Source organism: Litoribacter populi (assembly GCF_007483685.1).
GTDB classification, from domain to species: Bacteria; Bacteroidota; Bacteroidia; order Cytophagales; family Cyclobacteriaceae; genus Litoribacter; species Litoribacter populi.
This window is the reverse complement of the sequence record NZ_VMKN01000001.1, coordinates 3161046-3178850: the sequence shown is the minus strand read 5'-3', so window position 1 is coordinate 3178850 and position 17805 is coordinate 3161046. Positions and strand designations below refer to the sequence as shown.

Below are 17805 nucleotides of genomic sequence, written 5' to 3'. Positions count from 1 at the left end.
AAAATTAATGTATATACATGTAAATTCAAAATGCTATGGTAAAGTTCCAGAAATAATATAAAAAAAGTAGATTTACCCAAAATAAAAATAAAACGTCCGTAATAGCACTGGTATACATGTAAAATTGGCGGATTCTTGATCTAAAGCTAGATTGGCCGTAGTTTCGGTCTTCCGTGTCTTCGGTCTTCGGTCTTCGGTCTTTCCTAGCATCATAGCGGATAATTATAACAAAATATGGCATTAATCAGAAGTGTAAGGGGACATGCTCCCCAATTCGGAAAAGATTGCTGGCTGGCTGAAAATGCTACCGTAGTGGGAGATGTCATTATGGGAGAAAACTGTACCGTCTGGTTCAACGCCGTAGTCAGAGGCGACGTCCATGAAATCCGAATCGGTGATTATACGAATATACAAGACGGAGCAGTGATCCACTGCACCTATCAAAAGGCTGGTACTTACATTGGCAGCAGGGTGTCTATAGCCCACAACGCTATAGTCCACGGCTGCACAATTCATGACAATGTATTAATAGGAATGGGAGCAATCGTGATGGATGGGGCAGTGGTCCACAGTGGAGCCGTCATTGCCGCCGGAGCAGTAGTGCTTGCCAATACCGTGGTGGAAGCTAATAGCATTTACGCCGGCATGCCAGCCAAAAAAGTCAAAGACACCGGTGACAACATGAAGGAGGTAATTGAAAGAACTTCCAATAACTATCCAATGTACGCTCAGTGGTTTAAAGATGAATAAGCTAATCCTGCCAGGTTTTCTCGACCTTTTTGATTAAACCTGGCAGGTTTTATTAATAATCACCCCTCTTTCTCCTCAAAAGCCTTCAAGATATCCTCTTCAGTCATCTTGAGTCTGGACTTGCAGCTTTTGATCAAGCCGCTGGCCTCTTTGACCATCGCTGACAACTCGTCTATGCCTTTATTGTCCTGCTCCAATGACTGGACGATTTCCTCTATTCGGGCCAGTGCCTGGTCGTAACTGATGCTATTTTCCATGTTCTTCAATATTTGTGATAGTACTTTCTATTTTGTTGGTTAAAGTATAAGTTGTGATTTGATCACCTTTTTGCAACTCTGATTGCTCTATGGATTTCCCTTCTTTTTCGGTCCGGGTATAGCCCCGCTTCATGAAAAACACCGGATCTAGCCTGTTCAAGTCTTTTTCTAAGCCCTCCAGTTTTGTGCCTTCCTGCTGCAGCAAGATTTTCGCCTGGCGCTGAAGCCTTCCGGATAGATTATCTATCTCCCGATTGTTATACTGAACCCTACCCAAACATTGGGTGCTGATATGCCGGGCCGCAGAATCCAAATACTGATTGGCAGCCTGCAACTTGTTTTTGAAAAGATTGATAAGGATATGCTCCCTGTCCCGCAAAGTTTGCTGTTCCTTGGTTAGGTAGAAGTTGGCCGCCCGTTCGATCTTTTTAAGGTTATAGTTCAATGTCTCCTCAAATTCCTGAAATCCGGAAAGGATAAACTCAGCCACAGCCGTTGGGGTCTTTACCTTGGTGTGGGCTACCAAGTCAGCAATGCATTCATCCCGCTCATGGCCTATGCCTGTCACCACAGGAATCCTCATTTGGGCAATTGCCTTGGCCAACTCATAATCATCAAAACAGTCCATGTCAATCTGTGCACCACCACCTCGGATCAATATAACCAGTTGAAACTGCTGGTTTTCCTGTTCCTCTTGTATGTTTTGCAAGGCGGCAATTATGGAGTCCGGAGCATCATGTCCTTGCATGGTAGCAGGAAACAATTTATAATGAAGCTTGTATCCATGCCGGTTGTTGTCGACCTGCTGTATAAAATCCCCATAGCCTGCAGCGGTAGCCGAACTGATAATAGCCACTTTTTGGGGTACCGATGGTAAAGGGAATTGCTTATTGGTATCCAATAGACCGGATTTGGCAAGCTTCTCAATTATTTCCTGCTTCCTTTTGGCTCTCTCTCCAATGGTGAAGTTGGGGTCAATGTCGCGGATATTGAGACTGAGTCCATAAAGTTCGTGAAACTGCACCGTCACTTGTGCTAGGACCTTCATACCATTCTGAAGGCCTTGGCCAGTAAGATCCCTAAACCTTGCGGCCAAACCTCGATAGGTAAATGCCCAGATATTGGCCCTCATCTTAGCTGTAACTTGGTTTCCCGTTTTTTCAACCAAGTCCAGATAGGCATGCCCTCGGGCGCCTTCCTTGAAATCACTGATTTCGGCCACCACCCAATAGGCGGGAGCCAGATTTCTGTCAATAGTCTGTTTTACTAGCTGGTTTAGCTCAAAAAGCGTCATCGGGTTTTGCATGATGCAAATTAACAAATGTCAAGTAAAGTTATGGCCACAAACGCAAAAAAGGAGCTGCTAAAGCAACTCCTTTTAATCTCGTTAAACCAATATTTTTTCTATATAATATATTGTTTAAATCAATTACTGTGCCGAGATCTTCTGTCTTCTCGTTGCATCCGGTAAAGCTGCCTTGTAAAGTCTCTGTTGACATTACTTAGCTGCAAAGCTTGAACGGGGGAAATCACCTCGGTAATTTTTTTGGTGAATGTTTTCTCACTTTGCATCATTTTTTCCTGAATCTGAAATCTTTGTTCCAAAAGCTTTTCGGCCTGACTATCAGAAATATCTTCTCCAGCCTGCCTATTGATGCCTGACATTTCTCTCATATACCCCGAACGCTCCTCCATATGCTGGTTGTAGAGAGGCCAGAATTTTTCTGCCTGAGAAGGAGTGAGGTTAATTCGGTTAGTCACGAAAGCTACCCGCGCGGCTTCCAATTTCTCCTTGTCATAACCTCTTTGGGGACGTTGAGCCCATACACTTCCTGTGCTTGCAATAAGCATTACTATAATCAATATTCTTTTCATCGTTGTTTGATTTCAGTCAATTTAGTACCACCAATCGTCGCCATCTACATCATCGTAAAGGTCATAGTTTTCCCATTCCATGGCTATCAGATTATCAAGTATATCATCAGGGTTGTCGCTAAGGAGAAGAATGTCCTCAGCCTGCCAAAAGTCGCTGTTGATAAGCAACTCAATTTCTTCATCCATTTCCGCAGACGCCGTGTAGGTAGGCTCGTCGGTCTGCCAGAGGTTGAAAACTACCGCCAGTCCAATTATTAAGGCTGCGGCAACTCCCACCAGGGTTTTAAGGAAAACCTGTTTTCCCTTTTGCCCCCTCTGGGCCAAAATCTCGTCAGGCAACCGATCGAAGTATCCCTCGGGTGTCTTAAAGATGTTATTTTTTGGAAAATTTTTCATAGTCAATTTGTTAGACAAGGGTCGGTGTCAAAGGTTTATTCGGTGGTCAAATCTTGTTCAATTTTTTTCACAGCATGATGGTAACTGGCTTTCAAGGCACCCACAGAAGTCTCTGTAACCTGCGACATTTCCTCGTAGCTCATATCCTCAAAGTATTTGAGGTTGAAGACAAGCCTTTGTTTTTCAGGTAGGGTCAGCAATGCCTTTTGCAGTTTCTTCTCTATTTCACTTCCCGAAATCTCCGCTGAGGTTTCCAAATAGGTGTTCATAACCTGGTGATGGTCCTCAATTGAAAAGAAGAAGCGCTTTTTCTTTTTTTCCAGAAAATTCAAGCTTTCATTGGTGGCAATTCTGTAAAGCCAAGTGAACAAGGTGGAGTTCCCCTGAAATTTATCCAGATTTTTAAACGCCTTGATGAAGGTGTTCTGGGTCAGATCATCGGCATCTTCATGGATGATTACCATTTTCCTAATTATACCATAAACCCTTCTCTGATAGGTTTCTATAAGTATACGGTAACCTCTTTCTTTGGTAAAAGGATTCTGAATTAACGCAAAAAGCTCTTGATCTGTGGTCGCAATCATTGAATCCTTAGACAATAGAAAGAGGATAGGGTTTAAAATGATTAAAAAAAAACTAACGGAAGCTGTCGTTAGGTTAAGGTTTTTAGATTTCAAGAATGTAATCCAACAGTCCAGCATTCTTTCCCTTCGGCCGAGTGACCATGAGGGGTAACTTGTCGTTAAGCTGTATAAGCCTTTCGGCAAGGCTTCCGATAAATAGCGCAGTTGCTGCCGTTCGGCCTTTCGCTCCGATAATTATTCCGTCCACCTGGAGCTCAAGTGCCTTCTGTAAAATATCCTCCACTGGGTCCTCATCCTCGTCCTTTGTATATAGCGGCGTAATGTTGATGCCCTTTGTGTCTATTTTGCGGATAAACTTTTTATAATTCACCTCTGCATGATTTTGCATAATGTCGGTAAATTCCTGATAACTTTTCCCCGTGAAATGATAGCCGGAAGGAACCGTAAACACGTTCTGACAAAAAATCTCCACATCACCTCCATTCTTTTCAGCTATCAGTATGGCTTCTTCCATGGCGTCTTTGGAGTAATCCGAAAAATCACTTGGCACCAGGATTCTATTTGCATTAGGCACGCTGCCTTCTGGCACAATCAACAACGAGCAACTCGCTCTTCTTGCAAGCCTCTGCGTTACCACGCTCGTACCGGGCAGGTTGACCTTTCTACCCACAATAATCATGTCCGCAGACTTCTCATGGGCAAGCTTCAATATTTTTTTGGAAAGTTGTCCCTCCTTCACCACTAAGGAAATGTCAGCTGGAAGGTTATGATCAAAATTCTCGTCTACCACATCCTTCATCTGGGTCTTTCGCTCCGACACCATGTTGTCAATTAGGTTGGGGAATTCCTTCAACACCTCTTTAGGAATGTTGAGATTACGGATGACATTGATAAAATAAACCTTTTCGGTACGGTTGATCGAGGCTACAAATGAGGCAAATTTGACCAGGGTCTCATCTAAGGCGGTCTGATCAAGGCAAACAATCAATTTTTTAATCTGATACATTTCCTATAAAATGGGATTGGAATGCAAAAATAAACATCTATTTATAACCCTAGGCTTTTCACCGACATATTCTTTCTTACTCAAATCAAGTTATGGAAAATTAACAAAAAAAATTAACCAAGGAAGATATTGTAATTATGTTTCAAGTATTTAAAAATTGCCTGTATATAATTTACTCATCAGCCTTGAAGTAAAATATAAGCAGGTCTGAATCCATCTTCCGAAAATAGATTTGGCCAGGGCAGTAAACAAAGGCTATCCAAAATTCGTATATTTGTAATGAGTTCGGGTCGCCGACATGTTCAAACTTCACAATTTAACAAAATACCGGGTGAAGCCTTTTTTCAAAACCAGGCCTCATCCTCCCGAGTAATCGGGAGGGCCTCGTTTCTTCGGAAGCAGGATAACAGTGGAAGGTTGCGAAATCCTGGCAGCTCAAATCTTGTCTATAAAAGAGGTTTGTAACACTCTAAGGCCCGAACTCTATTTTTCCTTATAGTTTAGAAGTTTATTTCTGGATTGGCGCTACGCGAATCCAAAAGGTTAGAGGGTTAGAAATTGCACTAAACGCCCCAGCTAAACCTTTAAACAGTTCCGAGCGCATCGTATGAAATTATGCGCATCGGAACACTAAACCTCTAAACCACATCGGACAAACTTCATTTAATAAAGAACTCTGAATCTAATCGTTCCTTCGATTTTCTTCAACGCATCAATCACCTCATTCGAATACTTCTTATTAATATCCGTAATCACATATCCTATTTTCTCATTAGTCTTTAGGTACTGTCCCACAATGTTGATCTCATAGCTAGCTAAAACCTGATTAATCTGGGCCAATACGCCAGGTGCATTCTGATGGATATGAATGAGCCTATGCGCATCCTGCAAAAACGGCAACTGTATATTAGGGAAATTCACACTGTTGTATGTATTCCCAGTGTTGATGTATTCGATCATCTTGTTAGGCACAAATCGGGCGATATTCTGCTGGGCTTCCAAAGTGCTTCCGCCAATATGCGGGGTAAGTATGGTGTTGGGAAGTCCCATCAGCTCAGACTCGAATGGTTCCTCATTGTTTTTAGGCTCCTGGGGAAATACATCCACCGCGGTTCCAGCAATCTTCCCCCTTTCTACAGCTTTTTTCAAAGCAGGTACATCTACCACATGTCCTCTGCTCAGGTTCAAAAACACCGCCCCATCTTTCATCTGTTCAAATTCCTTTTCTCCCATCAGATGTTGGTTTTCTGCACGCCCATCCACATGAAGCGTGACGATATCAGAAATTTTCAGTAACTCTTCCAAGCTATTGAGCTTGGTGGCATTGCTTAGTGAAAGCTTTTCGATCACATCAAAATAGTACACATCCAGTCCCAGATTTTCAGCAAGCACCGAAAGTTGCGCACCGATGTTTCCATACCCCACGATACCCAGTTTTTTGCCTCTTATCTCAAAGCTTCCGCTGGCAGACTTATCCCACTTGCCTTGATGCATCAGCCTTGACTTGTCACTGATATTCCGCATCAAAAATATAATCTCAGCAATTGCCAGTTCCACCACCGAGCGGGTATTGCTAAATGGGGCATTGAATACTGCAATACCTTTTTCCTGACAAGTCTCCAGGTCAATCTGGTTTGTACCTATACAAAAAGCTCCCACAGCCATCAACCTATTGGCATTCTCCAATACTTTTTTCGTGACATTAGTCTTGGAACGTATCCCCAGGATAGAAACATTCTGGATTTTTTCCGCCAATTCTTCCTCACTCATGGCCGAAGTGTAAGTTTCCACATTATAACCTTCATGCTGCAGCATCTCAATGCCCACAGGGTGCACATTTTCCAAAAGAAGGACATTTATGCGGCTTTTCGGATAGCTGTATTTTTTGTTCATCTTGTTCACATAGAGGATTTCATCCAAACTCGGGGCAATATGATCAGCCTTGGCCGTCACCGAAGGACGGTCCACGTTTTCGGTAAAAGCATAGAATCTGTTGGCCAACCCAGCAGCCTTGATTTCGTAATCAGTGTACCCGTCACCGATCACAAAAATATCACCGGTCAGATCCAAATTCTTAATGGTGGTAGCCTTGCCATTATTTTGAGAAAGAATATTTTCCCTGTCAAAATCAACAATATTGCCCTTTTCATCATAGACAAACTCGTTGGCAAAAACATTCTCCTCCTTTAGGCCAAAACTTTTTACCACCGGGACAATGAAATCCTTGAACCCATTTGAGATGATATAGATGTCCTCAGCATTTTCGGCGAAAAACTCCTGGTTTCGGTCAAAAGACTTGCTGACCTTTTTCTTCAAAGCCTTCACCAACTCCTCTATTTGACTTTTGTTAGCCTCCAATATAGCTATTCTCTGCTCTATACTTTCCCGGAGGGTAAGTTGCCCCTCCATACCCAAGTCAGTAATTTCCTTGATTTTTTCAAGTCGATTGGTGCGTTCTGGGTGGTTTTCCAAACTTATCTCTCCCAAAATATCCAGCGCCTCCACCTGGGTAAAGGTGCTGTCAAAATCTATGATAAACTTCTTGTTATTCGGCATTTGTTGTGGAATTGTTAAAAATTATTACGTGAATTTAAGTATTATTCAATAAAAACATAAGCAGTTTGCCAATTTTACTTCCTCATCCGTCATCCGTCATCCGTCATCCCACATCTCACATCCGTCATCCGTCATCCCACATCCGTCATCCCCCCCCCCATTTTGCCAATCCACCTTTATTCCTAAATTTGTACCTTACACGAAAACACAGACTATGAACAAAATCATTACTTTCTGTCTAGCAAGCGGTTTGCTCCTTTCTGCCTGTGACTCAGGTAGTGGCGTCAAGACCGATGCCACAGTTACGGAAGCTGACTCGGTTCTCGGCAATTATGGAGAAACAGTAGCAGATGAAAACATCTCCAACGTGCAGACCATGTATGCGGCCCTTAATGAAAACGGCAGCTTCGAAGGCAAAGTCGTGGGGGAAATAAAAGAAGTCTGCAAATCAAAAGGATGCTGGCTGAGCATTGAGCTTCCAAACGGAGAACTGATGCGGGTCACTTTTAAAGATTATGGTTTCTTTGTGCCGACCAACTCTAAAGGCTATATGGCCATATTAGAAGGAAGAGCTACCAAGACCACTACCAGCAAGGAGACATTAAGGCATTATGCCGAGGATGCCGGTAAATCTGCCGAAGAGATTGAAGAAATCCAGAGCTCCAAAGAAGAATTTACCTTTGAGGCGGACGGGGTACTACTCAAAAGCGCTGTGTCCAGCTGATTTTGAGCAAACCTTTTTTTGATGTAGCTGTTAGGTTATTTCTGTGACAGGGATTTTAAAAATTGAGAATTTATTAAAGGAGAACTTATGCCGTTGGCACTGGATAACTTGAGAGTAGGGAGGGTGTATCGCTTCATCAATATGGGCGAAATCCGCAATTTGGAAGTCATGGCCAGGTTGAGCGGCGAAAACTTCAAGGTCAAAGACTTGGATACTTTAGAGTACTACGAACTTGAGGAGCTGCTCCGTTGGGGCAAAGGCAAAGATTACGACCTAGACGAAGTCAGGTGAAAAAAAGACCACGGAAACTTACCTCCGTGGTCTTTTCCGTCTTCGGTCTTCCGTCTTCCGTCCCCCGTCTTCGGTCTTCCGACATCCGTCATCCGACATCCGGCATCGGTCATCTAAAAAATAAACCCTAATCCAAACTCAAACCTATCACCCTCAAATACCCCATCCGCTAAAGCACTGCGGTTATTTCGGAATTGATAATTCGTCTTCATCACCACATTTCTCCTTGGATTGAAATTAGCCCCAATCGTAATGGCGGTAAGGTCACTTTGGAAGAAAGGTTGGTCCATCAGTTCAGGGCTGATCTGAGCATGGGTGTCCAGTCGCTCGTAGCGCACGAAAATAGGAAGTTTCAGTTCGCTTGGTTTAATCAAAAACGAATTTTTATCCCTTGATTTACTGGTATTCACTCCTAGTAATGGTAGTATATCATAACCCACTTCGGTATAATAGCCATACACATTCCTGCCTAAAACTTGACCGGTATTGTCAAGGGAATAAGCTTGGGTAAGTTCAAAAATCCCTTGAGTGTTATCTGATCCTCCTATGGCTCCCAAGGCCATAAAGGACCAGTTTCTATAATTATGTCTCACATAAGAACTCAGGATATGCGTGTTGGACTTGACCCCGTCTTGGCTCATGCTGGCAAATATCCCATTTACCGCCAGTTCCGTATCCCTCAAACCCGTGTACTTTAAACCTGGGTTAAAGGTGTAGCCGTTGAAGTTAAATCTCAATGCCTCATCCCGGCCTCTTCTGATCCAGGTGGCTCCATTGAGCAGGGTAGGGTCCAAACCCTGATAAATGGAAGCGGACCACTTAAGGTCATTGTTGATTCGGCCATAAGTCATGATACCCAAATCAATCCAGGTGGAAGGTATGATTATCCTTTCCACTTCAGGTCTGTTTACTGTATAGAACATGACAGGTTCATCGCTATTGTTGAGATAACCGATCGTAGCCTGATGGGTGCCCAACCGTAAGTTGAATTTTGGACTGATAAGGAAGTCGGCGAAGATCTCAGGCATAAACTCAAACTTTCTCTCGCTTCCTCCATCCATCATGTATTCGGCAAAGATTTCGGCATATAGGACCAACCATTTCTTAGGCTTGTACGCAGCATAGGCCACAAAGCGCTGCATGTTGGTCATGTATAGTTCCAAGTCTTCACTTTGGGTGTTTTTCGGTCCCAAATAGTTGATGAAATTGGACTCTCCATATCCGGAAATGGTAAATTTAGAATCGGTAAAATAAATCTTTGAGGCTGCAATGGGTAGACCTGATTGCGTTTCGTAGGTCAGGGTGTCGATTACTTTTCTCGTTTCCCTGCCTTCTTGGGCAAATGCACTGATAGCCATAAGCCCTAGCAATATGCTAAGTGCGATACTCTTCATTTTCATTTTATAGGAAATAATTGCCTACAGCAGAAGCCATAGGTGAAATGATATAAAATAGAAGCCGTAGCATTACCGCTTCAAATTTTAAGAATAGTGGATAGAAATAAATGAAAAATTAAGCCCGCTTGGGGGGAGGTGAGTTAATGTCAAAAGCCCAGTCTTCGTAAAAGTTCTCGTAATGTCCTTTATAAACGATTTTTTCGTTGGGCAGAAACTGGTCGAATGATATCTTTTCTGCAGAATACAGCAGTTTAATATCGGCAATCTTTCTTTTTTCGTGGGGTACTTCGGTGTCGGGAATGGTTTCATCATCCATTTCCAAAACATATTCAAGAACAAGCTCTGCCAAGGAATCGATGGGATCCTGATACTGGAGCAGGTTGGAATCCATTTCCGAAGCATGATAGAAATTAGCGGACAAGTTGACAAAGTTGACCAATAAGATAAAGGTCAGCACTTTATTCCAGATGCCCGATTTAAATTTTCTAATCATTCCACAAAATTAACCATTTGTTCCCAATTCGAATAACCATGCCAATTAAAGATTCGTTAAAATTTAAAAGGTTTCAAGGAAGAGTTCACGCCACGGCGCAGCGAAAGACGCCACGAACGCAGCGAAGTAAGGAAATAGTTACGAAGCACTCTGGGAGCAGCTAAACCCCTAACCCTCCCGCCGCGCGTCAGCGCCGGGAATTAACCCCCTAAACCAAGATCGCTTCATGGTTATTTTCACTTATTCCCCTATCTTTATATCGGTAATCTACCCCTTCCACTTATGTCTCAAACATCCCTTAGCAACGCCATGTTGCAAGCCAAATGTCCCCGTTGCAGAAAAGGCCATATGTTCAACGTACCAGTTTACAGTTTCCGCAAACTCACCGAAGTCCGCCATTCCTGCGAACATTGCGGAGCCAACCTTTACCCCGAGCCAGACTTCTATTACGGTGCCCTCTATATCAGCTATGCCTTTTCTGTTGCTTTATTCATCAACGTGATGATTATCCTCAATTTCGTCTTTGACGAACCCGAACTTTGGGTATACATCGTAACGGTAGTAGGTGCCAATTTGGTGTTGCTTCCCTTTATGCAACGCTACAGTAAAGTGCTTTACCTTTACGGATTGGGCAAGTTGAAGTACAGACCAGAACAAAATTGACAATGGTATAAGATTTGACATGGAAAGAGAATAGTGTTCTTTGGCTTTAATCTCTTTCTATGAAAAAGCGATATTGGATACCTTTAGCTGTAATAATATTTATCTTTCTTTTTCTTCACTTTGCCCTAGAGCCCATCGCTCTTAGGCAGGTCAATCAGGCTTTGGGGAAGATGGAAGGTATGCATGGTAGGGTCAATGATGTCAGTATACAGCTGTATCGCGGCGCTTATCAGGTTGATTCCCTCTATATTTTTACCGACAAGCAAACCCCGGATGATATTCCTTTTTTCGCGGTGTCTACCATAGATATTTCCCTTGAATGGAGCGCCTTGTTTCGGGGGGAAATTGTTGGAGATGTGGGATTGGTCAATCCTGTATTGAATTATGTTTATGATGGGGAGGAGGTAGATGATGGTGATGAGGCCGATTTGGCAATGGTTTTGGATGACTTGGTCCCATTCAGGATCAATGCTTTTACCGTTCAAAATGGGGAAATCCATTACCTAGACCCCACTTCAAGTCCCAAGGTTGATGTTTATGTAAAGGATCTGGATGTCAATGCCACCAATTTGGGCAATATTCAAAAAAGCGAAAAAGCTTTGCCTTCTTCGGTTTCCATTTCCGGAACCACCAATGGGGGAGGGGTACTCACCGGGCATATTGACCTAAACATTCTAAAAGCAAACCCGGATATGGACCTTAATCTTGAACTAGACGGGGTGCATCTCACAGAGTTGAGCGATTTTACCGAAGCTTACGCCAAGTTTACTTTTTCCGAAGGGGAAATGTACCTGGGTACAGAAATAATTATGAAGGATGGCATATTTGAAGGTTATGTCAAGCCTATCTTCTCTAATGTTGAAATCTCTGACCATAAGGAGGAGGACAAATCCTTTTGGCGACGGGCATGGGAAGGGGTAGTAGGAGTCGCATTCGGGATATTTGAAAATCCAGATGAAGAGCAGGTCGCCACCCAAATACCGTTTCAAGGAGACACCACGGGCTCCGAAGTAAAACTCATCCCAACCATCTTCAACGTCTTCCGCAACGCCTTCATCGAAGCCTTCCAAAAAGACCTGGACCACGCCTTAGAGTTTGGGGAGTAGATGTCGAAGTTAGAAGTACGAAGTCACGTCCTTCGTACCTCGTACCTCGTTCTTAAATAAGCTTCCAACCCTCCCTATACTCCCTCTTCACAAACTGATTCGCCTCATCAAAGTTAGTCACCTTCATATTCTCACCATCCCAAAGCAACTTGATATGCCTTCCAGGATATTCATATCGTCCTTCTTCGCCACCTACTGGCTTGCGGATATCATAGCTTCTGATCGCCAAGTTGCCCATTAATACTGATTCAGTCAGCGGTCCGGCTATGGAGAATGGCGAACTCAGATTATTATACTCATCGCTGCCGTGGCCGGCAATACAGGCATTCACCCATTGTTTATAGTGACCGGCCTCACCGTCTTCTACTCTAGCAATAGTTTTAGGAACATCTACTTCCTCGGTGCGGGAGGTAGGTAGTAAGCGTGGATTTCGTCCGTATGTGGAGGCCATCATTTTACCTTTGGTACCCTCTATGATCACACCGTTGCCACCATCCCCCATGGTTTCATTTGGTCCAAGTTCCTCCGGTCTCGGTGGCTGAATACCTCCATCCATCCAGTGGAATTTGATGTCCTGCTCTTTGTCCCCTTTGAAATTAAGGGTAACATGAGAGGAGGGAGGACAGCTGTCAGGGAAGTAACCCCGCTTAAATTCATCTACATATACCGACCCCACAGAGGCTTCTGCTTCAGTAGGATAGCCCAGATTCAGCACCCTAAACGGTGACTCCATGATGTGGCAGGCCATATCGCCCAGGGCTCCAGTACCATAATCCCACCAGCCTCTCCAGTTGAAGGGAACCAGTCCGTCTACATATTCTCTATAAGGAGCTGTACCCAACCAAAGATCCCAGTCCAACTCCTCAGGTACAGCTTTGCTTTCCTCCGGCCAAGGTATGCCTTGAGGCCAAACAGGTCTGTCCGTCCAGCAGCGAACCGTATGGGCCTCGCCAATGATGCCGGCATTATACCACTCCATCATCTGTCGGACCCCTTCCCCGGAGGAACCCTGATTTCCCATTTGGGTTACCACATTGTAGCGCTCAGCAGCTTCAGTTAGCTTTCTGGCCTCGTAGATGTCGTGGGTAAGGGGTTTTTGCACATACACATGCTTGCCCAGTTGCATGGCAGCCATGGCTTGTACGGCATGGTTGTGGTCGGGGGTCGAGATGGTTACTGCGTCTATGTTCTCATGTTCCTTTTCCAGCATTTCCCGGTAATCCCGGTAATATTTGGCTTTGGGGTGTTCCTGTCGGGCTTTAGCTGCCCTTCGGTCATCCACATCACATAGGAAAGCGATATTGGCCTTTCCGCTTTTGTAAACGCCGGTGACGTCATTAAAGCCCATGCCGCCGACACCGATTCCGGCCACGTTCAGCATATCGCTGGGAGCAGTATATCCCGGTCCACCGAGTACATGCCTGGGAACCAGATAAAAGCCTGCCATGGCCAACGCTGATGATTTGAGAAAGTCTCTTCTGGAGTTATTTTGCTTAGGTGATTCGTCCTTTTTCATCTAAAAAGATTGGTGTTTAGGTGGTATACAAAACTGCTAGAAACTCCAATTTATAAAAAAAGTCTATACTTTCCTTTTCATTTCAGGAAAATGGAGCGCTGAGATGTTGAATGGTTTTGAAGCCTTCCAAAAGGTTCATCGAATGGGAGGCGTGGTTGTCCGCTTCGCTGTTGTCCACCCCGTTTCCTTTGCTGCGCAATGGACGGGGTTGTTGTCAGGGTTGTCATTGTTCTATTCAGTGTGCAGCCACGACAGGGAGGAAGGTGGCGATCGTGCTCCCCTGCCTCATCCCTTCCGTAGATATTCTCCTGCTGGGCGTCAAGGTAGAACAATGACAACTCGACAACAACCCGGGGAGGCGAAGCCGACCCACGGGTGGACAACGGCGCAGCGGACAACCTCCCGCATCCCTTCCGTAGATATTCTCCTGCTGGGCGTCAAGGTAGAACAATGACAACTCGACAACAACCCTGGGAGGCGAAGCCGACCCACGGGTGGACAACGCGCAGCGGACAACCTTTATCTCCCCAACTCCCCCGGATCAGTAAGCTGCCCCATGAACAGCATCGCCCCGGAAGCTTTCTCCTGGATAAAAAATATGAAAGGCCTATCCAAAGTTACCGTGCGCGGTCCCGCAGGCATACTTGTCATTTCCATTTCTACGATCGTGGCCGCAGCAGCTTCCGTTCCCTTCTCATCCACTTCGATCAAAGCCTGATGAATGACCCTGCTGATCTTCAGCGGACCAGATGTCTCAAAAACCTCAGTAAAATTCTCGGGATGATCAACAAATGGTGTCCTTAAACCCATATCAGTCAAGTCCTCACTCAGGTTTTCGATTTTGTAGCCCATCTTAAACTTGGGCATTTCCAGGATCACACTCGTTTCATAGGCGCTTTCCCGCCAAGTGGTAAGGTTGGATAAGGTTATTTCTTGCTTAATGTCTTCCAAACCCACACCGTCAGGAAGGATTACACCCATGCTGTATTGCCCGGTACTATAAGGGATTTCCAGGTAGGCAAACCCATTACCGTTGTATGTTTTAATGTTTGCAGCTTCCTTGGTTCTCATCATGTCTACCTGCACATCACCTCCATTCGTTAGCTTAAATGGTTTTTTGGAAGTTAAACTCTTATCAAACTGGAATTTCCAATCAGCTTTGAAGTAAATGGCATTTACCAATAACATCACCGCATCTGGGCTGATACTATCCAGCATGTCCTTGATCAACCCCTGAGTCTGCCTGTCGATCCAATTGTTGATGCCCTGTACCGTTTGGGGGGAGCGTAGGTCAGCTGCCTCCAGGTTTGCCTGGTAAAAATGCTCCATATTCTGCTTGAAAGGAGCTTTGACCTGCAGCTTTTGGTCGTACCAAATGCCATTAGCAATGTTGAGCTTCACCTTGGGATCCACGTCTCTTAGAAACTGGGTTAGCTCCAGAGCGGCCTTGTTGGCGTCTTCCATATCCAGGTTGTCAAACCTCAACACCTCGAGATACTCCTCCAGTATCTCCTCCACATTGCCGTTCATGGCCATTGCCAACGCCAGCTGCACGCTGTAAGGACTGTAAAACTGGTTTTCGCTGGGATTGCTTATCTGCTGAAAAAAGTCAATGGCAAAAGCCTGACTGGATTGGGACAACTCTTTTTCGTAAAGACTCAAAGCCCTCAAGTTGGGCAGGTTCTCCTCCGGCTTCTCCTGTCCCACACAGGAAGCCATCAATAGAAACAATGCAGAATATAACAGTAGTGCTCTCATACTTTTCGCCTTTTTCTATAAGACGAATGAAATACTGAAAACGCTACTTATTGTACTAAGTACTCAGATACCATGTACCAAGTACACCCCAGGACATCCCGCTGTTTTATGCCCTTTTAACCCCCTAAACCTTCCCGCAGGAAAAATAAACCCCTAGGCCACTTCATCCTGCCTTCCTCGTACTTCGTACTTATAAAACCTTTCCCATTTTTCCTGCAGAGCCGGTATTATGTCAATGTCCTGCCTTTCTATTTGATGCGCTGCAGCAAAGACCCAGGAAATGAAGCTGATGATGTACGGGCTGAGGTTTGGCTCTTCAGAAAAAGATCTGTTAATACACTTCTCTATCAATACATGCTCGGCATCATCCATCCTCCTTCCTTTTTCTTCCAAGTCCATTTGCAAAGTGACTATATCGTGGAAGCCTGGCATCATAGTTCCAAAATCAACAAGATTTAGGATAAAGTAACGCTTTCCGCAAGTTATAACTTTCTCGGATTGGAAGTTTCCGTGACTGGGAAAGTAAAGTAAATGTTGTTCTGCCCAGAAAAGGCTATCGAATTCAAGGTCAATAAACTCTTGGAGCGTTTTTGATTTCAGGGTATTCTTCAATAGGTTCATTGTCCCCCAGAAAAAGTCGGGCATCAATACCCCTTTCCGGTAGTTCAGGTATTGCACATATTTGCTAGCAATCTGCCTAAAATATGCATGGCATCGGTAGCTTTCATGCAATTGCTCTTTGCCATAAAACCTTTCTTTGAAAAAGTGTTTATCCTTAATTTGGGCTGTGGTTATTATAGGCTTTTCAAAAAACCTAAAATAGTCATCCAAAAACAATGGAAGCAAGGTTTTCTGACTTTTCGGGCTATAGACAAACATCCTATCACTATCTATCAGTCGAACCTTTCCCGATTTGGTTACCAATGCTGTTGTAAATTGCGGGGGCGGGTTTAACTGATGCAATAACAATCGGTATGTTTTTGTACCCAGATACTCAAGGTATCTGCCTAACTGTTTGAATTTATAATAGATAATTTGAGCGGCCCTAATTCGTGGTTCTGAATTTTCATACCTAACCACTCCCAATTGCCGCTTGGTTTTTTTTGACAAAAAACTATTTTTCATATTGACCAATTATATATTAAAAAATATAAGTATCCGCTCCCGCCTCCCGTCTTCGGTCCTCAGCCTACCATCTTCCTAATATACTGAAAGCCAATAATCTAATCAATAGTTAGTCAGAGAAATAAACGTTTAATTTTAACCCAGCCCCCGTTCAATATCCGCAACAATGTCATCCACATGTTCCAAACCGACTGATATCCTGATTAATCCATCGGATATCCCCACTTGATTTCTCTCTTCAGCCGACAATTTGCTATGTGTGGTGGAGGCAGGGTGGGTGACAATTGTCCTACTATCTCCCAAATTGGCAGTAATGGAGACCATCTGAAGTCGGTCAATGAAAGCCTTTGCTTTTTCCAGTCCGCCTTTTATTTCCAAAGTAACTATCCCGCCTCCTAGTTTCATCTGTTTTTTGGCGATGTCAAATTGGGGATGGGAGGGAAGGAAAGGGTACTTTACCCTGTCAATTTTAGCATTCCCCTCAAAATATTCAGCTAAGGTCAAGGCGTTTTGACAATGCCTATCCATCCTTACTGGAAGGGTTTCCATACTCTTGGCTAGCAACCATGAATTGAAAGGTGAAATTGCCGGGCCTGTATGACGGGTGAAGAATCTGACATCCTGGATCAATTCCTCTGTGCCAAGGATCAATCCCCCAAGCACTCTACCCTGGCCGTCAATGTACTTGGTGGCCGAATGCGTGACCAGATGCGTGCCCCACTTGGCGGGCTGCTGCAGATAAGGGGTGGCAAAGCAATTGTCCACCACCAAAATAAGGTTGTGGGCCTTGGCAAAACTTCCCAGCCATTCCAGATCTATGATTTCAAGGCCCGGATTGGAAGGGGTCTCCACAAAAAGCATCCTGGTATTGGGTTGGATCAGCTTTTCCCAATTGGCGATGTCGCTGATGTCACCATACGTATGCGTGATGCCCCATTTTGGAAAAACCCTAGTCAGCAATTGGTGGGTAGAGCCAAAAAGGGATCGGGCAGCCAAGATATGGTCGCCTTGCTGCAGAACGGAGGCAATACTGGCAAACATCGCAGCCATGCCCGAGGCGGTGGCAACCCCGTCAGAGGTGCCTTCAGCAGCGCAAACCTTGCTGATGAGATCGTCTGAATTTGGATTGCTGTACCTTGAATAGATGTTGCCCGGGATTTCCTCTGCAAACATTTGCCGCGCTTCCTCCGCGTCGTCAAAGGTAAAACTGGATGTAAGATAAATGGGTGATGAGTGCGTCCGTTGGTCCGAACGGCCAGCCGTGGTCCTAACCGCGCTGGTCTCTGGGTTTTGGTAAGCCATGAATGC

General features: G+C 44.5%; 18 protein-coding genes. 5 read left to right on the top strand and 13 right to left on the bottom strand.

What is annotated here, in order from left to right:
- Positions 1–234: 234 nt before the first annotated feature.
- On the top strand, positions 235–750 hold the full coding sequence (locus FPL27_RS13805) for a gamma carbonic anhydrase family protein (protein WP_143961647.1): 516 nt from the start codon (positions 235–237) through the stop codon (positions 748–750).
- A 59-nt stretch (positions 751–809) separates the two neighbouring features.
- Here the strand turns inward: FPL27_RS13805 and xseB are convergent, their stop codons facing one another.
- The 7 genes from xseB to serA form a co-directional block, all read right to left on the bottom strand.
- Complete coding sequence (xseB, locus tag FPL27_RS13800; RefSeq protein ID WP_143961646.1) at positions 810–1007, bottom strand: exodeoxyribonuclease VII small subunit; 198 nt, start codon at positions 1005–1007, stop codon at positions 810–812.
- On the bottom strand, positions 997–2313 hold the full coding sequence (xseA, locus tag FPL27_RS13795) for an exodeoxyribonuclease VII large subunit (RefSeq protein WP_143961645.1): 1317 nt from the start codon (positions 2311–2313) through the stop codon (positions 997–999). Before xseA ends, xseB begins: the two co-directional genes overlap by 11 nt.
- Positions 2314–2432: 119 nt before the next feature.
- Positions 2433–2882 (bottom strand): Spy/CpxP family protein refolding chaperone, encoded by a 450-nt coding sequence (locus tag FPL27_RS13790; protein WP_143961644.1) that lies wholly within the window; start codon positions 2880–2882, stop codon positions 2433–2435.
- Between the two features lie 21 nt (positions 2883–2903).
- Entirely contained in the window at positions 2904–3278 is a 375-nt protein-coding gene (locus FPL27_RS13785; protein ID WP_143961643.1) for a hypothetical protein, read from the bottom strand.
- 35 nt (positions 3279–3313) lie between these two features.
- Positions 3314–3862, bottom strand: coding sequence for an RNA polymerase sigma factor (locus tag FPL27_RS13780; RefSeq protein ID WP_143962171.1), 549 nt, complete (start codon positions 3860–3862; stop codon positions 3314–3316).
- Positions 3863–3944: 82 nt separating this feature from the next.
- The gene (locus tag FPL27_RS13775) at positions 3945–4868 is read right to left on the bottom strand and encodes a universal stress protein (RefSeq protein WP_143961642.1); all 924 of its coding nucleotides are present in this window, start codon (positions 4866–4868) and stop codon (positions 3945–3947) included.
- Between the two features lie 663 nt (positions 4869–5531).
- The gene (serA, locus tag FPL27_RS13770; RefSeq protein ID WP_143961641.1) at positions 5532–7424 is read right to left on the bottom strand and encodes a phosphoglycerate dehydrogenase; all 1893 of its coding nucleotides are present in this window, start codon (positions 7422–7424) and stop codon (positions 5532–5534) included.
- Between the two features lie 214 nt (positions 7425–7638).
- Here serA and FPL27_RS13765 point away from each other — a divergent pair, with 214 nt between their 5' ends.
- On the top strand, positions 7639–8148 hold the full coding sequence (locus FPL27_RS13765; protein WP_143961640.1) for a DUF4920 domain-containing protein: 510 nt from the start codon (positions 7639–7641) through the stop codon (positions 8146–8148).
- An 87-nt stretch (positions 8149–8235) separates the two neighbouring features.
- Positions 8236–8439: a hypothetical protein gene (locus tag FPL27_RS13760; RefSeq protein WP_143961639.1), complete on the top strand. Its 204-nt coding sequence runs from the start codon at positions 8236–8238 to the stop codon at positions 8437–8439.
- Between the two features lie 113 nt (positions 8440–8552).
- Here FPL27_RS13760 and FPL27_RS13755 read toward each other — a convergent pair whose 3' ends face one another.
- Both FPL27_RS13755 and FPL27_RS20060 read right to left on the bottom strand, forming a co-directional pair.
- Positions 8553–9833 (bottom strand): hypothetical protein, encoded by a 1281-nt coding sequence (locus tag FPL27_RS13755; RefSeq protein ID WP_143961638.1) that lies wholly within the window; start codon positions 9831–9833, stop codon positions 8553–8555.
- Between the two features lie 118 nt (positions 9834–9951).
- Entirely contained in the window at positions 9952–10329 is a 378-nt protein-coding gene (locus FPL27_RS20060) for a hypothetical protein (RefSeq protein ID WP_235893440.1), read from the bottom strand.
- A 282-nt stretch (positions 10330–10611) separates the two neighbouring features.
- Between FPL27_RS20060 and FPL27_RS13745 the strand changes: the two genes are divergently transcribed.
- Positions 10612–10992, top strand: coding sequence for a DUF983 domain-containing protein (locus FPL27_RS13745; protein ID WP_143961637.1), 381 nt, complete (start codon positions 10612–10614; stop codon positions 10990–10992).
- Between the two features lie 59 nt (positions 10993–11051).
- Positions 11052–12098: a DUF748 domain-containing protein gene (locus FPL27_RS13740; protein WP_143961636.1), complete on the top strand. Its 1047-nt coding sequence runs from the start codon at positions 11052–11054 to the stop codon at positions 12096–12098.
- A 52-nt stretch (positions 12099–12150) separates the two neighbouring features.
- Here FPL27_RS13740 and FPL27_RS13735 read toward each other — a convergent pair whose 3' ends face one another.
- From FPL27_RS13735 to FPL27_RS13720, 4 genes are all read right to left on the bottom strand, one after another.
- A complete protein-coding gene (locus FPL27_RS13735; protein ID WP_143961635.1) occupies positions 12151–13614 on the bottom strand; it encodes a Gfo/Idh/MocA family protein in 1464 nt (487 codons plus the stop codon).
- A 519-nt stretch (positions 13615–14133) separates the two neighbouring features.
- Positions 14134–15372 carry a serpin family protein gene (locus FPL27_RS13730; RefSeq protein ID WP_143961634.1) on the bottom strand — a complete coding sequence of 413 codons (1239 nt, stop codon included), beginning with the start codon at positions 15370–15372 and terminating at the stop codon, positions 14134–14136.
- 153 nt (positions 15373–15525) lie between these two features.
- The gene (locus FPL27_RS13725; protein WP_143961633.1) at positions 15526–16497 is read right to left on the bottom strand and encodes a hypothetical protein; all 972 of its coding nucleotides are present in this window, start codon (positions 16495–16497) and stop codon (positions 15526–15528) included.
- 135 nt (positions 16498–16632) lie between these two features.
- A complete protein-coding gene (locus tag FPL27_RS13720) occupies positions 16633–17799 on the bottom strand; it encodes a trans-sulfuration enzyme family protein (RefSeq protein ID WP_143961632.1) in 1167 nt (388 codons plus the stop codon).
- Positions 17800–17805 lie beyond the last annotated feature (6 nt).

Bases quoted from the DNA above. Each gene is read 5' to 3' on its own strand.
- FPL27_RS13805 (WP_143961647.1), top strand. From the start codon at position 235: ATGGCATTAATCAGAAGTGTAAGGGGACATGCTCCCCAATTCGGAAAA.
- xseB (WP_143961646.1), bottom strand. From the start codon at position 1,007: ATGGAAAATAGCATCAGTTACGACCAGGCACTGGCCCGAATAGAGGAA.
- xseA (WP_143961645.1), bottom strand. From the start codon at position 2,313: ATGCAAAACCCGATGACGCTTTTTGAGCTAAACCAGCTAGTAAAACAG.
- FPL27_RS13790 (WP_143961644.1), bottom strand. From the start codon at position 2,882: ATGAAAAGAATATTGATTATAGTAATGCTTATTGCAAGCACAGGAAGT.
- FPL27_RS13785 (WP_143961643.1), bottom strand. From the start codon at position 3,278: ATGAAAAATTTTCCAAAAAATAACATCTTTAAGACACCCGAGGGATAC.
- FPL27_RS13780 (WP_143962171.1), bottom strand. From the start codon at position 3,862: ATGATTGCGACCACAGATCAAGAGCTTTTTGCGTTAATTCAGAATCCT.
- FPL27_RS13775 (WP_143961642.1), bottom strand. From the start codon at position 4,868: ATGTATCAGATTAAAAAATTGATTGTTTGCCTTGATCAGACCGCCTTA.
- serA (WP_143961641.1), bottom strand. From the start codon at position 7,424: ATGCCGAATAACAAGAAGTTTATCATAGATTTTGACAGCACCTTTACC.
- FPL27_RS13765 (WP_143961640.1), top strand. From the start codon at position 7,639: ATGAACAAAATCATTACTTTCTGTCTAGCAAGCGGTTTGCTCCTTTCT.
- FPL27_RS13760 (WP_143961639.1), top strand. From the start codon at position 8,236: ATGCCGTTGGCACTGGATAACTTGAGAGTAGGGAGGGTGTATCGCTTC.
- FPL27_RS13755 (WP_143961638.1), bottom strand. From the start codon at position 9,833: ATGAAGAGTATCGCACTTAGCATATTGCTAGGGCTTATGGCTATCAGT.
- FPL27_RS20060 (WP_235893440.1), bottom strand. From the start codon at position 10,329: ATGATTAGAAAATTTAAATCGGGCATCTGGAATAAAGTGCTGACCTTT.
- FPL27_RS13745 (WP_143961637.1), top strand. From the start codon at position 10,612: ATGTCTCAAACATCCCTTAGCAACGCCATGTTGCAAGCCAAATGTCCC.
- FPL27_RS13740 (WP_143961636.1), top strand. From the start codon at position 11,052: ATGAAAAAGCGATATTGGATACCTTTAGCTGTAATAATATTTATCTTT.
- FPL27_RS13735 (WP_143961635.1), bottom strand. From the start codon at position 13,614: ATGAAAAAGGACGAATCACCTAAGCAAAATAACTCCAGAAGAGACTTT.
- FPL27_RS13730 (WP_143961634.1), bottom strand. From the start codon at position 15,372: ATGAGAGCACTACTGTTATATTCTGCATTGTTTCTATTGATGGCTTCC.
- FPL27_RS13725 (WP_143961633.1), bottom strand. From the start codon at position 16,497: ATGAAAAATAGTTTTTTGTCAAAAAAAACCAAGCGGCAATTGGGAGTG.
- FPL27_RS13720 (WP_143961632.1), bottom strand. From the start codon at position 17,799: ATGGCTTACCAAAACCCAGAGACCAGCGCGGTTAGGACCACGGCTGGC.